Origin of the sequence: Vibrio tetraodonis (assembly GCF_003350295.1) — a bacterium.
GTDB classification, from domain to species: domain Bacteria; phylum Pseudomonadota; class Gammaproteobacteria; order Enterobacterales; family Vibrionaceae; genus Vibrio; species Vibrio tetraodonis.
Genome location: NZ_QLYY01000006.1, coordinates 215,940 through 235,498, shown reverse-complemented (window position 1 = coordinate 235,498; position 19,559 = coordinate 215,940). Strand labels below are relative to the sequence as shown.

Below are 19,559 nucleotides of genomic sequence, written 5' to 3'. Positions count from 1 at the left end.
TATTATAAAATGAATCCTACAAGTTCTGCAGATTATTCCGCACATTCGTCTAGTAAGTTTACTTACAAAGACTTCACTTGGTGTCTGTCACTTTTTGGCACTGCAGTGGGTGCTGGCGTATTATTTTTGCCAATAAAGGCAGGGGCCGGAGGCTTTTGGCCATTGGTTATCCTCGCGCTCATTGCTGCACCAATGACTTGGTTTGCCCACAAATCCCTTGCCCGCTTTGTACTTTCTGCAAAAAATCCAAACGCGGATATTACTGACACTGTCGAAGAGCACTTTGGTAAAGCGGGTGCCAACCTTATTACTTTCGCTTATTTTTTTGCTATTTATCCTATCGTTCTCATTTACGGTGTCGGAATCACCAACACCGTAGACTCGTTCCTAGTCAATCAAATTGGGATGGAATCTATTCCTAGGTGGTTGCTCTCTGGAGCCCTGATTACAACGATGACGGCAGGAGTTGTATTCGGTAAAGAATTAATGCTTCGAGCAACTTCCGCAATGGTTTATCCCCTAGTATTTATTCTGCTTGCTCTATCTGTCTACCTAATTCCAGATTGGAATAGCTCTATGATCGAGGTTACACCTAATTGGTCGGCTATGCCCGCTGTTGTATGGCTTGCGATCCCAATCATTGTATTTTCATTCAATCATAGCCCTATCATTTCACAATTTGCTAAAGAACAAAGATGTCAACACGGCGATGATGCGGTAAGAAAAACTGACGCGATTACTGGTGGCGCAGCGATAATGCTTATGGGCTTTGTTATGTTCTTCGTTTTCTCTGTGGTTCTATCACTTTCACCAGAGCAATTAGCGATGGCAAAAGAACAAAACATCTCGGTATTGTCATACCTTGCAAACGCTCATGAATCGCCGCTTATCTCCTATTTAGGGCCTCTGGTGGCATTTGCTGCCATCACATCAAGCTATTTTGGGCATTTCCTTGGCGCTCATGAAGGCCTTGTGGGTTTAATCAAGTCACGTTCCAAAGCACCCGTAAGCGTTGTTGAAAAGGGCTCTTTGGTCTTTATTGTCATTACCACTTGGATAGTTGCAATTGTTAACCCAAGCATCCTAGATATGATAGAAACTATGGGTGCTCCTATGATTGCGGCAATCTTGTTTTTGATGCCTGTAATTGCCATGCAAAAAGTACCAGCCATGGCAAAATACAAAACTTCTGCGCCAGTGCAGATTTTCACAACAATCTGTGGCCTTGCTGCTATTACTTCTGTAATCTACGGCGCGTTTTAACCACATTTCTTAGATACGTGGTTTTGTAAAAATATAATGATAATAAAAAACCTCCCACTGCATAGGGAGGTTTTGTTTTGAGGAAATCGATATGATTAGTGTTTTCGACATCTATAAAATCGGTGTTGGTCCTTCAAGTTCACACACTGTAGGTCCGATGAAAGCGGGTAAAGAATTTATTGATGATTTACGTTCAATGGGAAAATTGCGTGATATCACTAAAATTACCGTCGACGTTTATGGTTCGCTATCACTGACAGGGAAAGGTCACCACACTGATATTGCAATTATCATGGGTCTTGCTGGCAATACTCCCGAAAAAGTCGATATTGACTCTATTCCTGGTTTTATTTCAAGAGTTGAGGAGACAGAGCGTCTTCCTGTGGGCATGCATTGTCATACTGTTTCGTTTCCAAAAGAAGGTGGGATGACCTTCCATAAAACCAATCTTGAATTGCATGAAAATGGCATGCAGATCCATGCTTGGGTAGAGAATGAAAATGTATACTCAAAAACCTATTATTCAATAGGAGGCGGCTTCATTGTTGACGAGGAAAACTTCGGCAAAGAACAGCAAAGCGCAGTCAAAGCACCTTATGAATTTACCACCGCTGAAGAGTTGGTAAATCAATGTAAAGAAAGCGGATTATCAATCAGCACTTTAGTGATGAAAAACCAAGCAGCGTTGCATTCAGAAGAAGAAACACGCACATACTTTGCCAACATCTGGAAAACAATGCGTGAGTGTATGGATCGCGGTATGAACACGGAAGGAATTCTTCCTGGCCCCTTGCGTGTGCCTCGCCGTGCTGCAGCTTTGCTTCAGCAGCTACTAACTTCAGAAAAAACGACCAATGACCCAATGTCAGTGGTTGATTGGGTAAACATGTTCGCTTTCGCTGTCAACGAAGAGAATGCAGCAGGCGGTCGCGTTGTGACAGCTCCCACCAATGGTGCTTGTGGCATAATTCCATCCGTTCTCGCCTATTATGATAAGTTTATCCAGACGGTAACTGAGAAAGATTACCTTCGCTACTTTGCGGCATCAGGTGCTATTGGTGGCTTGTATAAGCGAAACGCTTCAATATCGGGTGCTGAAGTAGGATGTCAAGGAGAAGTGGGGGTAGCCTGCTCAATGGCAGCCGCTGGTTTAGCTGAGCTGATGGGAGGGAATCCTGAGCAGGTATGTATGGCTGCAGAAATTGCAATGGAGCATAACTTAGGGCTAACGTGCGATCCCGTAGCGGGTCAAGTTCAAGTTCCTTGCATCGAGCGTAATGGGATTGCAGCAGTGAAAGCAATTAACTCTTCGCGAATGGCACTACGCCGTTCATCCGCACCGACTGTTTCACTCGATAAAGTTATAGAAACCATGCTTGAAACAGGCAAGGATATGAATGCCAAATACCGCGAAACATCCCAAGGTGGCCTGGCTGTGAAAGTAATTTGTTAAAAGATTAGGCTAGTGAAAAAGGCCTCTGCTGAGAGAGGCCTTGGATTTTTTAAATTAACTGAGAAGCAATCAAAAATACACCAAAACCTAGGGAGAACAATAACATAATATTACCACCTTCCGCCTTGTATCGTTTGGATTCCATATTTTGACTACGAACAACGTAGACCATTGATAGTGGAACAAAAACAGCTAAAAAGACTAATATGATTCCAGCATAGCTGAGTACGGCGAGAAATTTATCGGCTGCTAAAAGCGCACCAGCTAACGGAAGAATAAACGTGAGTACATAGGTTACTACTCTATTTTGGCCAAATGTGTCTCGGTTTTGGTTATATAAAGACATAGCGACACCGAAAAATGAGGTAAGTAGTGCTAAACCCGTAAAAACTGAAAGAATTGTCCCAATCCACTGTGAGCTATCTCCAAAGGCAAGGATAAGCTCTGATACATTTGAGAACTCACCTAGTTGGTCTGGCCTCAAATTACCTACAACAGCAAACAGCCAACATAAATAGCATACCAGGGGTATCATTGACCCAATAATAATCATATTTCTTAATTGTTTATCATCAGCCTCATGGTTATATGCAACCAGTGAAGGAATCACGACCATAAAACCAAAACTCGTGAAAAGTACCGCACTTGTTTTAATTAGGTCCACTTTATCACTATTTACGATATGAGTTATGTTATCGACCTGAAAATCAGGGAGTAATATTAGTAGACTTAGTCCCAGACTGATTATCATAACGAAAAATAACAAACGATTGAGCTTATCAACCGCTCCTGTACCGCAAGCAATAATGATCCCCGATACAAGCGTGAATGCAATTTGACTGTGCTGGAGAGACACATCGAGCCCGATAAAGGATGTAAACTGACCAAGTAAGTCTGCAGCCCCAAGAATGTACGCCATCAACAGGCAGATAAGTAGCGCATAAAGAAGAAGATTGGTAACAAACTGCCCAGGCTTACCTAATGTCTGCCTAGCGATAGAATTAAGCCCTAACCCGCTTCCTGTTTTGAGTGTCGCCTCGAGTAGCAGCAAAGCTGCATAAGTTGTCCCAAAGCAAATAAAAATCATTAGTAATGTCCCGTACCACAAGCCAAATTGAGCTAAAACCATTGGTATTGCAAGCATGCCCGCACCCAATGCGGTACCAGAAATTATAAGGGAGCTACCCAGAAGTTTAGTATTCATAAAACTCGTATCTAAATTTGATTGTAAGAAAGTGAAAAATACGCTTGTCTAGCACTACGGCTATCATTCAGAAGCGAAGAGAATAACGAGCTTTAAAAAAGAAGGGGTGTGATGAATATTGACGAGAAAAGAATAATTGTAGCCAAACAGAAATGGTTGCAAGACTATGTGGTGAACCTTCAGTAGGTTCAATAATTGGAGTAGTAATTTTTAAGATCATGTAAAATCCGACTTGTATCGAGAATCCTTTAGGTAATACCGCATTCCTTATACGGTTTTCCTATCAATATGAAGGAAGTGACCATCTTAATCATTAGCGATCAGATTGCAACGATAACAATTAAGAAATTGCACTTATTGATTGAAGACAACGAGATTAGAGGTAATTATTCTGATGTTGGCAGCTCTTCCGATCTGATTTTTCCCTTAATTTGAGATCCTGCATCTTTAATAAGATTAATCGGAGACATTATGACTCCTTTTACCGCTCCTGATGTCACTTGTTCGGCAAGTTCTTGGCTTTGATCAACAATTTCATCGGCTTTCGCTAACATAAGGGGAATATCACTACGCAAATTCGTACTTTCCCTTACCAACATCGGTATTGTGGTCTGTCTATAACCTTGACTTTCCTCTAATACTGGAGGAATCACATCTTTACGATAGCTAGAGGCCTCAGTCACAATCGCAGGAAACACCTCAACACGATAATGCGTTAATTCATTGAGAACACTCGGCACTTTTTCGTCAATAGAGGCTGCCGTTTGATTTATCGCAGTTATACTTTTCGACACTTGATCCACGCTTTTCATAACGTCTGGTATCATTTGTTCAGCGACTTCAGCAACTTTAAGCCAATCTTCTACCTGAAGCGTGTTTGCCAACGAATCAATATCTTTAAGTATTTCGGGGTAGACTTCAATAATATGACTCACTTTGTTCGATGTAGAATGGATGGTATAGCCTAGGTAAAATATCGATAACGCCAAAACAAATTGAACAACTATTGCGATTCTTGTAACCATGCCTTCCCCCATATTCATTGTGCATCGATAAAAGCAAAGTTTAGATATAAGATAAAAAAAGAGAGACAAAAGCCGCCTCTTCTTAACTTCATATATATTGGTGTCTAATCACCTTTATATATGCAACCTGCCGTGCACGTTTCCTTGATTTCTACTTTACTTAACATTGGTAGTAACGGCTTCACTTTATCCCAAATCCACTTTGCTAGTACTTCACTAGTTGGGTTCTCTAATCCCTCGATTTCATTGAGATAGTGATGGTCGAGCTGATCGTATATAGGATTAAAGATACTTTTAACTTCGGAAAAATCAATCAACCATCCAGTGTGCGGATCAACCTCACCGGTAAGGTAAAGACGAACTAAAAAAGAGTGGCCATGTAAACGTCCACACTTATGCCCTTCTGGGACATTGGGCAGGTGGTGCGCTGCTTCAAACATAAACTCTTTATACAACTCAGTTTTCATTCTGGCTCTCGGGCAATACAAAAGACATGCAATACTAAGGAAATAGTATAGTAGTGACAAGTTTTGCCAACCGATTTACAGGATTATTTCTTCAATGCCATTTGAGCAATGGGTGTACCAGCTGGTGAGTTGCTATATTTATGCACTTTTTACTTCACTTGCGGCGAATTAAAGGTTGAAGCCTTAAATTTGAAAGGTAATATGTGGTACTTAACATATACAGTTCTGTGTTACCTGCTTTTCATTGATGTTTGGCGTCTAAAACACCGGATTGACTTTTTACTTACTGGAGAATATTTACAACATGACTTACGCGCCTGTATCCGACGTATTACGCGGAAAGCTACCAGTGGACAGTGAAGTAACTGTCCGTGGCTGGATCCGTTCACGTCGCGATTCCAAAGCTGGAATCTCTTTTCTTGCCATCTACGACGGCTCTTGTTTCGACCCGATTCAGGCCGTGGTCCCAAATAATCTCGATAATTACTCTGAAGAAGTCCTCAAACTTACCACAGGCTGTTCTGTCGAAGTCACTGGAAAAATAGTCGAGTCTCCCGCGAAAGGACAAGACTTTGAGCTGGCAGCAACCGCCGTACAAGTGGTTGGGTGGGTGGAAGATGCTGACACTTATCCAATGGCAAAAACTCGTCACTCAATCGAGTATTTGCGTGAAGTCGCCCATTTGCGCCCAAGAACGAACGTTATAGGTGCTGTGGCAAGAGTACGTAACTGCTTATCTCAAGCCATTCACCGCTTCTACCATGAACAAGGTTACTATTGGGTTTCAGCTCCGCTTATTACTGCCTCAGATGCTGAAGGCGCTGGTGAAATGTTCCGCGTTTCAACTTTAGATATGGAAAATCTTCCTCGTAATGATGAAGATCAAGTCGATTACAATGAAGACTTCTTCGGTAAAGAGACATTTTTAACCGTATCAGGTCAGCTAAATGCCGAGGCCTATGCGTGTGCCTTGAGCAAAGTATATACGTTTGGTCCTACATTTAGAGCAGAGAACTCGAATACGAGTCGACATCTAGCGGAGTTTTGGATGGTAGAACCTGAAGTCGCATTTGCAGACCTTGAGGATATCGCCAAGCTTTCCGAAGATATGCTGAAATATGTCTTCAAAGCAGTTTTAGAGGAGCGTCGTGACGACCTTGAGTTCTTTGCACAGCGTATTGATAAGGCAGCCATTTCTCGTTTAGAGGCATTCGTTGACTCTGACTTCGCTCAAGTAGATTATACAGATGCCATTCAAATTCTCCTCGATTCTGGTCGCGAATTTGAATTTCCTGTTGAGTGGGGAATCGATATGTCATCAGAACACGAGCGCTATCTAGCTGAAGAGCACTTTAAAGCGCCTGTTATTGTGAAAAACTATCCGAAAGACATTAAAGCTTTCTACATGCGTTTGAACGATGACGGTAAAACGGTCGCAGCAATGGATGTACTAGCGCCAGGTATCGGAGAGATTATTGGTGGCTCTCAACGTGAAGAGCGCCTAGAAGTACTAGATTCACGTATGCGTGATATGGGAATCGACCCAGATCATATGGGTTGGTATCGAGACTTGCGTCGCTACGGTACAGTTCCTCATGCTGGTTTTGGCCTAGGGTTTGAGCGATTGGTTTCATACGTAACAGGTATGGGCAATGTTAGAGACGTTATTCCATTCCCACGGACACCGCGCTCAGCAAGCTTTTAAAGGCGTATACAAAAAAACCTCCCGAGGGAGGTTTTTTTATTTCATTGGACGAATAACATCAGCATTATGTGAAATTCTTTCGGTCCAAAGCTGTAAACGATGGTCAAATTTGGCTTCAGCATGGTCATGGTCTAGTGCACCGACTTGTTTTCGAGCAAAACCACCCAAATACCATTCAAGTACATAATTTTCTTTCGCACCCTTTGCAAAGAAAGGGTTGTAAGAGGATTTCGCGGCTAATACTTCCCCTGCGTAGTAATAAACTTCCTTATCCATGAGCCGACCAGTCCTGCTTTTTTTTGTAATTTTCAGCATGGCGTTTCTTACATGGCTATCACAAGCTTCGTATGACTTAAGCTTGTGTTGATTTAGATAAATCATTGGGTACGTGTCAAACGAGATCCGCATTAGCGAAGTTCTATCTCTGAAAGAAACCATTGGCTAGTGAAGCGCTATGGATGCTATGTGCGATACAGTGTTTAACTTTAGTGGGCACAAAGCTAACACCATTGATATGAAGTTACAATTGGCATGATAAAATAAGAGAAATAATCACAAAAGATCATATTTATGACTCAGTGATACTTTTAATTTAACCTGCAAAAAAGTCAAGTAATTACTCTACAAAATCAAGATGACATATTTTTAGAAAAACTTTAAGCTTCTGAGCTTTAAAGCATAATACACAGGCTAATGCGAATGGGACTGATAGAATGAGAATATCAGCCCCTTGGGGGTAAGTAACTAAAGCATAACCAATTAACCATTGCTTACTCTTCGTATTATTACGAGCTTTCTTCCTCTTTTATTGCATACCTAAAACCAAAAATACAAAGAAAGAGTAATACAAAGGGAATAGCAGCTGCTGTGTACTCAACCCATACTAGGCCAGCAAAAGACTTAGCCAAAATCAAATGACCAAAGATGAGCAAAAAAGCGCTTATCATAGCAACAGTAAATAACAGGTACTGACGGGTGTAATTAGGTGTAATCATACATACTTCTCTACGCTGAATAACTGCAACCATTGCAACACAAGTTCGGCATATTCAATCAGTACAGTTGCCCCAATAAATACACAAACAGTTGCTTATTTGTTGACCTCCATCGCAATATGTTTAATCGCTTTAGCTAGCTCTGGTGTCATCTCATAAGAAGTATTTAAGCGCATACAATCTTGGAACTTCTCTCTGGCACTGAAAAGGCAACCATAGGCGATAGTGATCCCCTTCATTTGTAGATTTCGATACATTCGATAAGTATCAATTTTTTCCCCTAGCTTAAGCCATATAAAATAGCCTCCTCTGGGAAGAGTCAATCTAACATTAGCTGGAATGTGGCGTTGAAGCACTTCAATAAAAGTCTGTTGACGATAACTTAACTCTTTACGAAGTTTTCGATAATGGCTGTCTAAGCTTTCATACTGCAAGAAATGAGCAATTCCCTCCTGCACCGGCACGCTTCCTGAAAGCGTTGATACCAATTGGGCTTTTTGCAACTGCTGATGAAGCTTTCTATTTACTACCCAACCAATTCGATAACCTGGACACAATGATTTAGAAAAAGAACCGCACAGGAGTACCCTATCTTCTTCGTCCCAATACTTGAGAGGAATTGGGCGTTGTTCACCAAAATAGAGTTCTGAATAAACGTCATCTTCCACCACAGCTAGGTGATATTTCTGCGCTAACTCAATAATCTTTCGTCGTTTTTCAGTCGATAAACAAGTACCTGTTGGGTTATGAAAACTTGGCATAAACCAGCACGCTTTTATGTTGTTCTGGCTGATTACTTTTTCAAATTGGTCAACAAGTAATCCTTCCTCCAAGTCGACAGGTACTTCAATGGCCTTAAGCCCCAACCTCTCGATGGCTTGTATTGCACCATAAAACGCAGGAGCTTCAATCACTACCGAATCACCCGGATGAGTAACAACTTGCAAGCTTAGATTTAGGGCTTCCATCGCTCCAGATGTGATGACAATGTCATCATGAGAAACCGATAGTCCTTGATTAATATATCTCTGCGCAATATGGCGCCTCAAGGATTCATTACCCGGAGGCATGTTATTAAACACGCTGTGAGTTGGCATTTTACGCCCTGCGCTTGCCAAATGGCGATTAAGTGACTGCAGTGGAAAAAGATCGGGATCCGGGAAAGCGCAGCCCAGGGCTACGCCGACGTTAATATTACTTTGCAAAAACTCATAGAGTTTGTCGTTATATTTAGGCCTAATGAATTTCTCACAACTTTCTAACGGCACTCTATCCATGATTGAAGTGACAAAAAAGCCAGATTGTGGTTTTGCGACCAGCCACCCCTTAGATTCAAGCAGTTGGTATGCTTGCAAAACAGTTGATGCGCTGACCGAGCAGTTACGGCTGGTCACTCTGACAGAAGGGACTTTCTCCCCTGCACGCCAAATTCCACTTTCAATCTGTAATTTGAGTTGTTCCGCAAGCTGCTGATAGCGAGTCATATGTCCCTCACCCTTCAATCAAAAAGCATAATTTAATTATGCACTTAGGCAATCACACTAAGGCTTTAGCCTAATAGATCAACATTTACATGTCCCTCGCTATATAAAGTGTGAGGCCATCGACACTGATAGTAGGTATTAGCAATGTAGAAAGGATACATTCGCGCTTATGTCAGTTATATCTGCTAGGTTTGATTAATATTGCATTTTTTTACGGCGTCTATTCCACTCGCACTATTTTATAACGTCTATTATAGCTTTGGACTAGAGAATAACTTTAAAGTGATCCTAGGGATGACTTTGTTTGGCTTCTTATCCGGTCTAATACTACAACTGTCGAGCAAGATCGAACATTTTTCCGAGATGAAAGACAATGCTGAAATATTCAAACTCAGTGGACAGCGCCAATCTATCGTTAAGCAAATGGGTATCATGATTACAGCATTAATCATTACTTTAACAACTTTGCTCAGTATGGTGGCGGTAAAAGATATTTTTTGGCTAGAACATAATCCCGAACGCTTGCTCGATGGCAGTGGCACAATCAGCGTTCTCAAAGAGTTTTTATACATTTCGGTAGTAATGCTATGTTACGTTGTAACTATACTCATACTTTGGGCAAAACTAGCTCGTCAGATTCTACTCTCTCAAGAATCTTCATTACTTGAAGTGACCAAAGGAAACATTGAAAAACGTTTGCCTGTTTTTGAGCATAACGAGCTTGGCTCCATGGCCTCACTGACTAATCATATGCTTGACAGCTTGCAATCGAGCCAAGACGAGGTAAAAACAACGAGAGACGTGGCGATTGTTTCTTTATCGGCATTAGCTGAATCTCGAGACAACGAGACCGGGGCACATATTCTACGGACTCAAGAATATGTGAGAGCTCTTGCCACCTATCTCAGTCAGTTTGATAAACATAAACAACTGCTAACACCCAGTTATATAGAACTGCTTTATAAATCCGCGCCCTTACATGATGTGGGAAAGGTCGGTATACCTGACAATATCTTACTTAAGCCGGGTAAATTAACCGAAGAAGAATTCGAAATCATGAAAGGGCATCCAGAAATAGGTTCAAATGCTCTTTCTATTGCAGAAAAGCACCTTGGAAGCAATTCATTCCTGCGTCTTGCGAAAGAAATCTCCCTCACACACCATGAAAAATGGGATGGTAGTGGATACCCAAAATCGCTTGCTGGAGAAGAAATACCTATTTCTGGGAGACTTATGGCAATTGCAGATGTTTACGATGCTCTCATTTGCGAGCGGATATACAAGAAAGCTTTCCCTCACGAAACAGCCAAAGCGATTATCATAGAGGGGCGAGGATCTCACTTTGATCCCGAAATTGTTGATGCATTCTTAGCCATCGAGCAAGAGTTTATCGATATTGCTGATAAATACAGACGTATTGAGAGGGAAGAAAATGCTCAAGCCGAGGAAGAAATGCGTGCTCAGGCCTATAAAAACTTTCATGTCTATCCCTTTGACACAGACTTGAACGTCTCTGTATTTTTGCGATTTTAGCCCTACTCCAAGGGTAACCAGACAAAGTTAGTTGAATTATGCATTTTATTGCTCTCCAATCTTGTTTCCACAAGCCTACATAAGGTATAAATAAGCACACTATTACTATCCCTTCCTTCGATTAACACGGATGACCATTATGTTTGAAAAAGTCGCTGCTGCACCTGCTGATCCAATTCTCGGACTAACAGAAGAGTTCAAAAATGACTCTCGTGCAGACAAAATTAACCTCGGTGTCGGTATCTACAAAAATGAGCAAGGTGAAACTCCTGTACTAACAACAGTCAAAAAAGCAGAAGCCGCTTTGCTAGAAAACGAAAAGACTAAGTCTTATCTGACCATTGAGGGGACAGCTGAGTATGGTCTGGCAGTACAAAAACTCTTATTCGGTAGTGACGCTGATATCGTAACGAATAAGCTTGCCAAAACAGCGCAAGCTCCTGGTGGTACTGGTGCATTGCGCGTCGCAGCTGAGTTCATCAAACGCCAACTAGGTGACGTGAAAATTTGGATCAGTAATCCTACTTGGGCCAATCATAATGCCGTGTTTACCGCCGCTGGTTTAGAGACTGCCCAATATAGCTATTACAATGCGCAAACAAAAGACAAAGACTTCTCTGCCATGCTAGCAGATTTGGAACGCGCAGAAAAAGGTGATGTTGTTCTTTTACATGGTTGTTGCCACAACCCGACGGGTATTGATCCTACAAGCGAAGAATGGGAAACCCTAGCTAAACTCATTTCCTCTAAACAGCTCCTCCCACTCTTTGACTTCGCCTATCAAGGTTTTGCTATAGGCGTGGAAGAAGATGCCGAAGGGCTGCGTATTTTCTCTAAACATAACAGAGAAATTTTAGTCGCAAGTTCATTCTCTAAAAACTTTGGACTTTATAACGAACGTGTTGGTGCCTTCACTCTCGTCGCTGAATCAGAGTGCGTTGCAACAACAGCATTCTCTCAAGTGAAAGCAATCATACGTTCAATCTATTCAAATCCTCCAGCTCACGGCAGTGCAGTCGTTACCCACATTCTAAATAACCAACAACTACGTGCTGAATGGGAAGCCGAGGTGAAAGAAATGCGCGACCGTATTCAGGACATGCGAGAACTTTTCGTAACAACACTCAAAGAACGAGGAGTAAGTGCGGACTTTAGTTTCATCGAGCGTCAAAATGGTATGTTCTCATTCTCAGGTCTGACAAAAGAGCAAGTTACTCGCCTCAAAGACGAGTTTGGCATCTATATTGTTGGATCTGGGCGTATCAGTGTTGCAGGCATGACTCGTTCAAATATGCTGCCACTTTGTAAAGCAATAGCAGCTGTTCTGTAGACAAACATAATGATAAGAGCCAGCTTAAACTGGCTCTTATCATTACTCGTGAAAGTAGCAAATCAATACATGTACTTCAGACTAATACCCATTTCATTTGTTGTCGTCTCACCATAGTTCTTATGGGTGTAAAGCCCTGCAATAACGAACATTTCATTTATTTTGTAGCCAGCACGCATATTAAAGATATCCTCATCCAAAATATCACTACGTCTTAACTCCCCTGTTAATGAAATTTGCCAATCTTGGTTTACTTCATACTTCAGACTTATATCGCCGCCCCACATAAAATCATTATCGCTAAAGAGCTTCTCATCGGTCGTGTCATTGGTCTTAGATGACCAAACATAGCCTATTTTTACACCAGCAATGATGTCCCACTTGTCTTCCAGCGAATAGCTCAATGCCATACCAGGAAGCAAAATATAATTTTCAGTTGTTGTGTTGTCATTGGGATGAATAAACCTTGCCTCATAATCAATGGTGGCAAGGATTTGATCTTCAACAATCCTTTTCCCTCCAACGGCCAAGGACGTCACACTGCTGTTCGTACCAAGATCATCGTTAAGAGAGCCCGCCGCCAAATCCGCATAGAGATAATTGTAATTGAAGTTGTTACTGGCGTTGGCATTGGTAGGAAGGAGAAATAGAGCCCACCACAATGTCACAGAAAGTCTGGTAAAAGAAAGTTTGTCATCCATGGGCACCTCTACAACACAAGTTAACCACGCCATGTACTTGATAGAAGACATTGCCAAAACATGTCAGCTTTATCTGTGTTGATAGTATAGCCCACTGACTGAAGCTGATGGTCTGTTTACAGAATCACAAGTATTGAAAAGCCCGTTTTTCTTCTCTTATAATAACTTCGAACTGAGCCACCACTAGCGAACATCAACAACTCTACTCGCCTTCTTGTATTGTATCCGCCAGCCAGACCACCTCGGCAGCTCCCACCTTTTGGGATCACTTTTGCGAAGTCCAGATTGGTATTTGACATGAACCAATTTCTTGTTTGGAAAATATTCAACGGTTAAGTTTAAATCACCAATAAAGAGCTCAAATGGGAATTTGGATGCAAAATCTTCATATTCCCACGCAGGAACGCCCTCAAATGGGAAGTCATCATAATTGAACAGTTCTAAATCCGATAGGTCAGTCAACTCAAGTTCCTCTAACTGACCTAAAAACCAGGACTCAAAACTAAGAGCTTCCACTTCTTTTGATAGCGATTTATTTGCTATAGCTTGATACAACTTCCAGTGCTCAATCTCTTCATTTCGTTGTTTAGCAAAGCCCGGTAGTACTTGTTCCTGCTTAACCGCTTCTAGTAGTATTTTGCTCGCAGCCTCTCCTTCCGCTAATTGGATTTTTGTGGCAACGCTACGTCCGGCATACATCAACTGCATTTCAACATGTGGTACGTCATCATGTGACACAATATTACCTTCTGCCCATTCGCCAATATTGAGCTTTTCAAATATGGCCAACCTCACCGGTAGAGTGTGGGTTGCAATATTAAGTGTCTGCTTTACTCCTCGCCCCGGTAAGCTATGAGTATCCATAACCAAAGTCGCCTCTACTCTGTCTTGTAGACGACTATTGCGGCCCAGTGTAATCTCCATTTGACCGTTAGAGAATGCATCTCGACGCTTTTGACGACGCACAAATAGAAGCTCTGGGTGTAGCTTTCCAATAGCTTCAACGAATTCTTCATGGTCAAAACGAGAAGCAACCTCAAGTTTGGGTAACTCAAACACGACTCTCATTTGTTCAGCGAGTTTTTGAGCTTCCTTTAACACTTGTTGATCAATAGTCACACCAGTAAAAGTCCCCCCTCTTAACACTCGGATCATCAACTGGCCATCACTACCCAAAGGCTCTTCGTTAGCAAGCTGCTGCTGCAATTCTTCAGCAGGAGAAATTCGACATATAGTCCCGGGTGTTGCTAATACAGAAGTTAGATCCACCATTGCTTCCTGAAGGTTACGTTTTGGCATACGAGTAGCAAGATCGGCATACAATGCGTCAATCGGAAGTGGATACAAACGCTGCCCATGTTGTGTTGCGTGCCCCTGCGAATCTATTGCGCCCATCTTTTCAAGCATGGTATGTGCTTGATGGAGCGATTTCTCGGGTAAAGAGTCTAAAAAGATCAAATCGGATAATCGGTATCCACAGCATGCGGCTGCAAGCATGGGCTCACTGAGAGCTTCGCGATGAAGCTCTGGTGGCGTTACCTCAACTAGTGCTGCGTGTTCGCCATACAGTCTTATACATAATCCATCCATGACTCTTCCTGCACGACCACTGCGTTGCCGGGCACTTGCTTTAGAAATATGCTTCAAACACAAAGTAGTCTTGCCATTTCTCTGCTCTGTTCGACGCTCTAACCCCGAGTCTATTACTGCGACAACATTAGGTATAGTTAACGACGTTTCAGCAACATTGGTCGCTAAGACAATTTTTTTTCGGCTCTGAGGCGTTAGGGCAAGATCTCTTTGTTGATCGGTTACTGATGCATGAAGCGGAGCGACTATCACATCCGACATATTTGAAAGCACACTTTGGCATTGAGCAATCTCCTTACGACCGGGTAAAAAAACCAGAATATCGCCATCTATATCCATTAAATATTCGACTTCCTTTTTTACTCTCAACTCTAGGTTTCTGCCGTCTGGAAGTTGGCGAGAATCTCCACCTCGGTATTCGATTGACACGCGGTAACTTCTTCCCGTCGACTGCAATCGCTCGGCATTCAGATAATTTGCCAGCTTCTGTCCTTCAATTGTTGCCGAGGTAATAACTAGCCGGTGGCTATTGTATTCTTTCAGCAGCGCAACAAGTAAATCTGTATCCCAACGGCGTTCATGAAATTCATCCACAATAACGATGTCAAAATCAGAAAGCTTATTTTCAGCGAGCCAACGTAGTGCAACCCCCGGGGTGACAAAAATAATCCGGCTATCATCAGTAGAGCAATTTTCAAGCTTAATGGAGTAACCCACTGATTGTCCGACAGACTCGTTTTTCTGCTCTGCAACATACTGCGCAAGAGACGTACAAGCTATGCGCCGTGGCTCTACCACTAGTACTTTTCCCTCCGTTTGAGCCCAAACGGGTAACCTCGTCGATTTGCCGGAGCCTGTTTCGGCTTCTACTATCATATTGTGAGTAGATAAACGGTTGAGAAAGTCAGATTTAAGGATATCTATGGGTAAGCTGAGCATAGTGCGCATCGAGATCTTGGAAAAGGTGGAAAGTATATACTTATTCTGGTCCATAATGCAGGAATATTCGGTTTACAATAAGGTTAGTAATCCCTATCATTTTCTGGTTCCCGTTCCTTAAGACCCTACATTTTATAGGCAAGTGATGAATAACGATAAACGCCCCTTATACATTCCGTACGCTGGTCCAGCCCTTCTCAGTACGCCGCTTCTCAACAAAGGCAGTGCCTTTACCGCCGAAGAACGTGCGTCTTTCAATCTAGAAGGCCTATTACCGGAAAAGACTGAAACTATTCAGGAGCAGGTGGAGCGCGCGTACCAACAGTACCAAAATTTTGAAAGTGATATGGCCAAGCATATTTATCTGCGCAATATCCAAGATACAAACGAGACTGTATTCTATCGGCTACTACAAAATCATGTATCTGAAATGATGCCGATTATATACACACCCACTGTTGGTGCAGCATGTGAGAATTTTTCGAATATCTATCGCAGAGGTCGAGGCCTCTTTATCTCATACGCAAATCGAGACAGAATCGACGACCTACTAAACAATGCCTCAAACCATAATGTAAAAGTCATCGTGGTGACTGACGGCGAACGTATCTTAGGTCTAGGTGACCAGGGCATAGGCGGCATGGGAATTCCAATAGGTAAACTGGCACTTTACACTGCTTGTGGTGGTATCAGTCCCGCCTACACACTGCCTATCGTGTTGGATGTAGGTACAAACAATCCACAACGTCTTGCAGATCCAATGTATATGGGCTGGCGCCACCCTCGCATAACAGGTGAAGAATATGATGGCTTTGTAGAAGATTTTATCCAAGCCGTCCATCATCGCTGGCCCGAAGCTTTGATCCAGTTTGAAGACTTCGCTCAAAAGAATGCGATGCCTTTACTGGAGCGCTACAAAGACCGTATTTGCTGTTTTAATGATGATATTCAAGGCACGGCAGCAGTCACCGTTGGTTCACTCTTAGCGGCTTGCCAAGCAGCTGGAACTAAACTTTCAGAGCAACGCATCACTTTCCTCGGCGCAGGTTCTGCTGGCTGCGGAATAGCAGAAGCCATCATAGCTCAGATGATTTCCGAAGGCATTTCAGATCAGCAAGCTCGATCTCAGGTATTTATGGTTGATCGCTGGGGTCTGTTACAAGAAGGCATGCCTAATTTGCTCGACTTCCAACAGAGATTGGTTCAAAAGCACAGCGTAACCGACAAATGGGAAGTTGAAGGAACTGGGTTCTCTTTGCTCGATGTGATACGAAATGGACAGCCAACCGTACTAATCGGGGTATCTGGTGCACCAGGTTTGTTTAGCGAAGATGTTATCAAGGAAATGCATAAGCACTGTCCTCGCCCAATTGTTTTCCCGCTCTCAAATCCAACCAGTCGAGTTGAAGCAACTCCTCACGATATTATTGAATGGACGAATGGTGAAGCACTTGTTGCCACAGGAAGCCCATTTGATCCCGTAGTACATGCAGGCAAAACTTACCCTATTGCCCAATGCAACAACAGCTACATTTTCCCCGGTATTGGCTTGGGAGTCTTGTCTGTACAAGCCAAACGGGTTACAGACGAAATGCTGATGGAGTCAAGTCGTGCACTAGCAAAATGTTCTCCAATGGCAGTCAACGGCCAAGGCGCTCTACTACCACCATTGGAAGCCATTCATTCAGTATCGAAGAAGATCGCCTTTGCGGTGGCCAAAAAAGCCATAGAAGAAGGTGTAGCATTAGAGATTCCGGACGATGCATTGGAAGAATCCATTGAACATCACTTCTGGCAACCTGTATACCGCAAGTACAAACGCACTTCATTCTAAATTCTTAACGGTACGAGCCCCTGGCAACAGGGGCCTTTATATATGATGTTTTTTGACTTTTTTGCCCCTGCGGGTCAATACCTTCTGCCCTACTTAAATGAAATATCCATTGCGCTGATAGCTTGCCTATTGGTTGTATTCGGCGGTGAAATCAATACCTTACTTAGAAGAGTTCTTCGTAACCAGCACTTCTTAATGCGAACGGCAGCTTTTATTTTAATCAATGCATTTGGATACGGTTTAATTATCGTAAAAGCAACACCTTACCTAACTCGGACATTGCATAGCTTAGATACAGGCATCATGTTCTCTATTGTTGTTGTATGCTTTATATTTATCGGCTCATGGGCGCAACGGAATCGACAAATTTAGTGAGAAGGCTTTTCCATCAACCTAAACCCTCGGACCATTATTTGGCATACTTGCTAAAGGGGTTCAAGTGCTTGCCAATTATTTTGGTTTTAGGCTCCGCAGTACTTTTTGCTATCGATCGTTGGGTCTCTTATCAAACCAGAGATCAGCTATATAGCGTTTCAGAGGAAATTGGCAAGTTTGATGTAGCTGTTGTACTCGGTACCAGCAAATATCTAGGCAAGGTTTTAAATGATTATTACAGTAATCGAATCGATGCAGCGATAGATTTATACAAAAGAGAGAAGGTTGATAGCTTTCTTCTTAGTGGTGATAATGCCCATCGTTCCTACAATGAGCCTTGGACCATGAAAAGAGATTTGCTCAAAGCTGACATTCCTGAATCGAGCATTTTTCTTGATTACGCAGGTTTTAGGACTCTTGACTCCATTGTTCGAGCTAAAGAAATCTTCGAAACTGATAACTTCTTAATCATCACCCAAAAATTTCACTGTGAGCGCGCACTGTTCATCGCTAATTTTCATCATATCAAGGCTAAGTGTTTTGCCGTTCCCGGACCTAGCGCGCACTCGGGATACCAAATCAGGCTACGTGAGGTTTTTGCCAGAGCAAAAGCCGTTCTTGATCTTTATATCATGCGTGAACGACCCAAATTTCTTGGCCCCAAAGAACCCATACACGGGGATGACGCGGTTCAAAACTTTAATAACTGAACGAGCAGCTACATACTTACCCCTAAGTTCTATGGCTTGACTGAAATTATTTTCAATACTCCAATCAGATAAACTGAAATTACACTTAAAATAAAGAGCAATGTCTATGTCTTCCATCGCGAAAGGTACATTAAAAAAAATGCGTGCCTCACTAGATGAACAGGTTCACTATCAATTGCCTGTAGGTGAGCAAGTTATAAATCTAAAGCCATTTATCGGCAAAACTCTTACTCTAACCCATACTGGCAATATATTTTGTTGTTCATGCGGCAAGAAAACGAAGAAAAGTTATTCACAGGGCCATTGTTTCGTATGCATGAAAAAGCTTGCTAGCTGCGATATGTGCATAATGAAACCAGAAACATGCCACTATGACCAAGGCACTTGCCGAGAACCCACTTGGGGTGAGGAAAACTGTATGGTCGACCACTATGTGTATCTGTCTAATACTTCAGGCGTCAAAGTAGGCATTACCCGACATACACAAATCCCCACTCGATGGATAGATCAGGGGGCTACTCAAGGATTGCCAATATTTAAAGTCCAAACCCGCCATATATCCGGACTCATTGAAGTTGAGATCGCCAAACATATTGCCGATAAAACCAATTGGAGAACCTTACTCAAGCAAGATGGCGAACCTTTAGCCCTAGAGCAAAAATTCTCTGAGCTTTTGCCTTTAATTGAACCCAAAATAGAAGAAATCAGACAAAAACTTGGTGAAGATTCAATAGAAATACTTGATGGTGCAACCACGTCAATCGGTTATCCAGTGCTTAAGCACCCAAGTAAAATCACATCACACAACTTTGATAAAGATCCCCAAGTCACGGGCGTACTTCAAGGTATCAAAGGGCAATATATGATTTTTGACACCGGAGTCATCAATATTCGTAAATTCACTTCCTATGAAGTGGAAATTTCCGACTAACGGTCACAAACAAAAAGCCC

The 19,559-nt window shown here is 42.4% G+C and carries 17 protein-coding genes; 9 read left to right on the top strand and 8 right to left on the bottom strand.

Annotated elements, in window-relative coordinates; translation table 11 throughout:
- Positions 1-9 precede the first annotated feature (9 nt).
- Together DPF90_RS03275 and DPF90_RS03270 are read left to right on the top strand one after the other, a co-directional pair.
- On the top strand, positions 10-1,263 hold the full coding sequence (locus DPF90_RS03275; protein ID WP_114784648.1) for an aromatic amino acid transport family protein: 1,254 nt from the start codon (positions 10-12) through the stop codon (positions 1,261-1,263).
- A gap of 91 nt (positions 1,264-1,354) precedes the next feature.
- Positions 1,355-2,716, top strand: coding sequence for an L-serine ammonia-lyase (locus tag DPF90_RS03270; protein WP_114784646.1), 1,362 nt, complete (start codon positions 1,355-1,357; stop codon positions 2,714-2,716).
- Positions 2,717-2,765: 49 nt separating this feature from the next.
- On the opposite strand, the gene DPF90_RS03265 is transcribed toward DPF90_RS03270, so the two are convergent.
- From DPF90_RS03265 to queD, 3 genes are all read right to left on the bottom strand, one after another.
- Positions 2,766-3,920, bottom strand: a complete 1,155-nt coding sequence (locus DPF90_RS03265) for an amino acid permease (RefSeq protein ID WP_114784644.1) — start codon at positions 3,918-3,920, stop codon at positions 2,766-2,768.
- A 386-nt stretch (positions 3,921-4,306) separates the two neighbouring features.
- Positions 4,307-4,945, bottom strand: a complete 639-nt coding sequence (locus tag DPF90_RS03260) for a hypothetical protein (protein ID WP_114784642.1) — start codon at positions 4,943-4,945, stop codon at positions 4,307-4,309.
- A gap of 104 nt (positions 4,946-5,049) precedes the next feature.
- On the bottom strand, positions 5,050-5,412 hold the full coding sequence (queD, locus tag DPF90_RS03255) for a 6-carboxytetrahydropterin synthase QueD (protein WP_114784640.1): 363 nt from the start codon (positions 5,410-5,412) through the stop codon (positions 5,050-5,052).
- Between the two features lie 304 nt (positions 5,413-5,716).
- Here queD and asnS point away from each other — a divergent pair, with 304 nt between their 5' ends.
- Positions 5,717-7,117, top strand: coding sequence for an asparagine--tRNA ligase (gene asnS, locus DPF90_RS03250; RefSeq protein WP_114784638.1), 1,401 nt, complete (start codon positions 5,717-5,719; stop codon positions 7,115-7,117).
- Between the two features lie 36 nt (positions 7,118-7,153).
- Here asnS and DPF90_RS03245 read toward each other — a convergent pair whose 3' ends face one another.
- From DPF90_RS03245 to DPF90_RS03235, 3 genes are all read right to left on the bottom strand, one after another.
- Positions 7,154-7,393 carry a hypothetical protein gene (locus DPF90_RS03245; RefSeq protein WP_162813988.1) on the bottom strand — a complete coding sequence of 80 codons (240 nt, stop codon included), beginning with the start codon at positions 7,391-7,393 and terminating at the stop codon, positions 7,154-7,156.
- A 509-nt stretch (positions 7,394-7,902) separates the two neighbouring features.
- A complete protein-coding gene (locus tag DPF90_RS03240) occupies positions 7,903-8,112 on the bottom strand; it encodes a hypothetical protein (protein ID WP_114784833.1) in 210 nt (69 codons plus the stop codon).
- A gap of 95 nt (positions 8,113-8,207) precedes the next feature.
- Entirely contained in the window at positions 8,208-9,596 is a 1,389-nt protein-coding gene (locus DPF90_RS03235; protein WP_114784634.1) for an aminotransferase-like domain-containing protein, read from the bottom strand.
- 201 nt (positions 9,597-9,797) lie between these two features.
- Here DPF90_RS03235 and DPF90_RS03230 point away from each other — a divergent pair, with 201 nt between their 5' ends.
- Positions 9,798-11,129 (top strand): HD-GYP domain-containing protein, encoded by a 1,332-nt coding sequence (locus tag DPF90_RS03230; RefSeq protein WP_240314456.1) that lies wholly within the window; start codon positions 9,798-9,800, stop codon positions 11,127-11,129.
- A 139-nt stretch (positions 11,130-11,268) separates the two neighbouring features.
- Entirely contained in the window at positions 11,269-12,459 is a 1,191-nt protein-coding gene (locus DPF90_RS03225; protein ID WP_114784630.1) for an amino acid aminotransferase, read from the top strand.
- Between the two features lie 62 nt (positions 12,460-12,521).
- On the opposite strand, the gene DPF90_RS03220 is transcribed toward DPF90_RS03225, so the two are convergent.
- A complete protein-coding gene (locus DPF90_RS03220; RefSeq protein WP_240314455.1) occupies positions 12,522-13,211 on the bottom strand; it encodes an outer membrane beta-barrel protein in 690 nt (229 codons plus the stop codon).
- A gap of 132 nt (positions 13,212-13,343) precedes the next feature.
- Complete coding sequence (locus tag DPF90_RS03215; protein WP_114784831.1) at positions 13,344-15,689, bottom strand: helicase-related protein; 2,346 nt, start codon at positions 15,687-15,689, stop codon at positions 13,344-13,346.
- A gap of 145 nt (positions 15,690-15,834) precedes the next feature.
- Here DPF90_RS03215 and DPF90_RS03210 point away from each other — a divergent pair, with 145 nt between their 5' ends.
- The 4 genes from DPF90_RS03210 to DPF90_RS03195 all read left to right on the top strand — a co-directional run bounded on the left by DPF90_RS03210 (position 15,835) and on the right by DPF90_RS03195 (position 19,539).
- Positions 15,835-17,523, top strand: a complete 1,689-nt coding sequence (locus DPF90_RS03210; RefSeq protein ID WP_114784626.1) for an NAD-dependent malic enzyme — start codon at positions 15,835-15,837, stop codon at positions 17,521-17,523.
- A gap of 42 nt (positions 17,524-17,565) precedes the next feature.
- A complete protein-coding gene (locus DPF90_RS03205) occupies positions 17,566-17,895 on the top strand; it encodes a DUF3392 domain-containing protein (protein WP_114784624.1) in 330 nt (109 codons plus the stop codon).
- Positions 17,895-18,608, top strand: coding sequence for a SanA/YdcF family protein (locus DPF90_RS03200; protein ID WP_240314454.1), 714 nt, complete (start codon positions 17,895-17,897; stop codon positions 18,606-18,608). The genes DPF90_RS03205 and DPF90_RS03200 overlap by 1 nt, the downstream gene beginning before the upstream one ends.
- A gap of 106 nt (positions 18,609-18,714) precedes the next feature.
- Complete coding sequence (locus DPF90_RS03195) at positions 18,715-19,539, top strand: DUF2797 domain-containing protein (RefSeq protein ID WP_114784620.1); 825 nt, start codon at positions 18,715-18,717, stop codon at positions 19,537-19,539.
- Positions 19,540-19,559 lie beyond the last annotated feature (20 nt).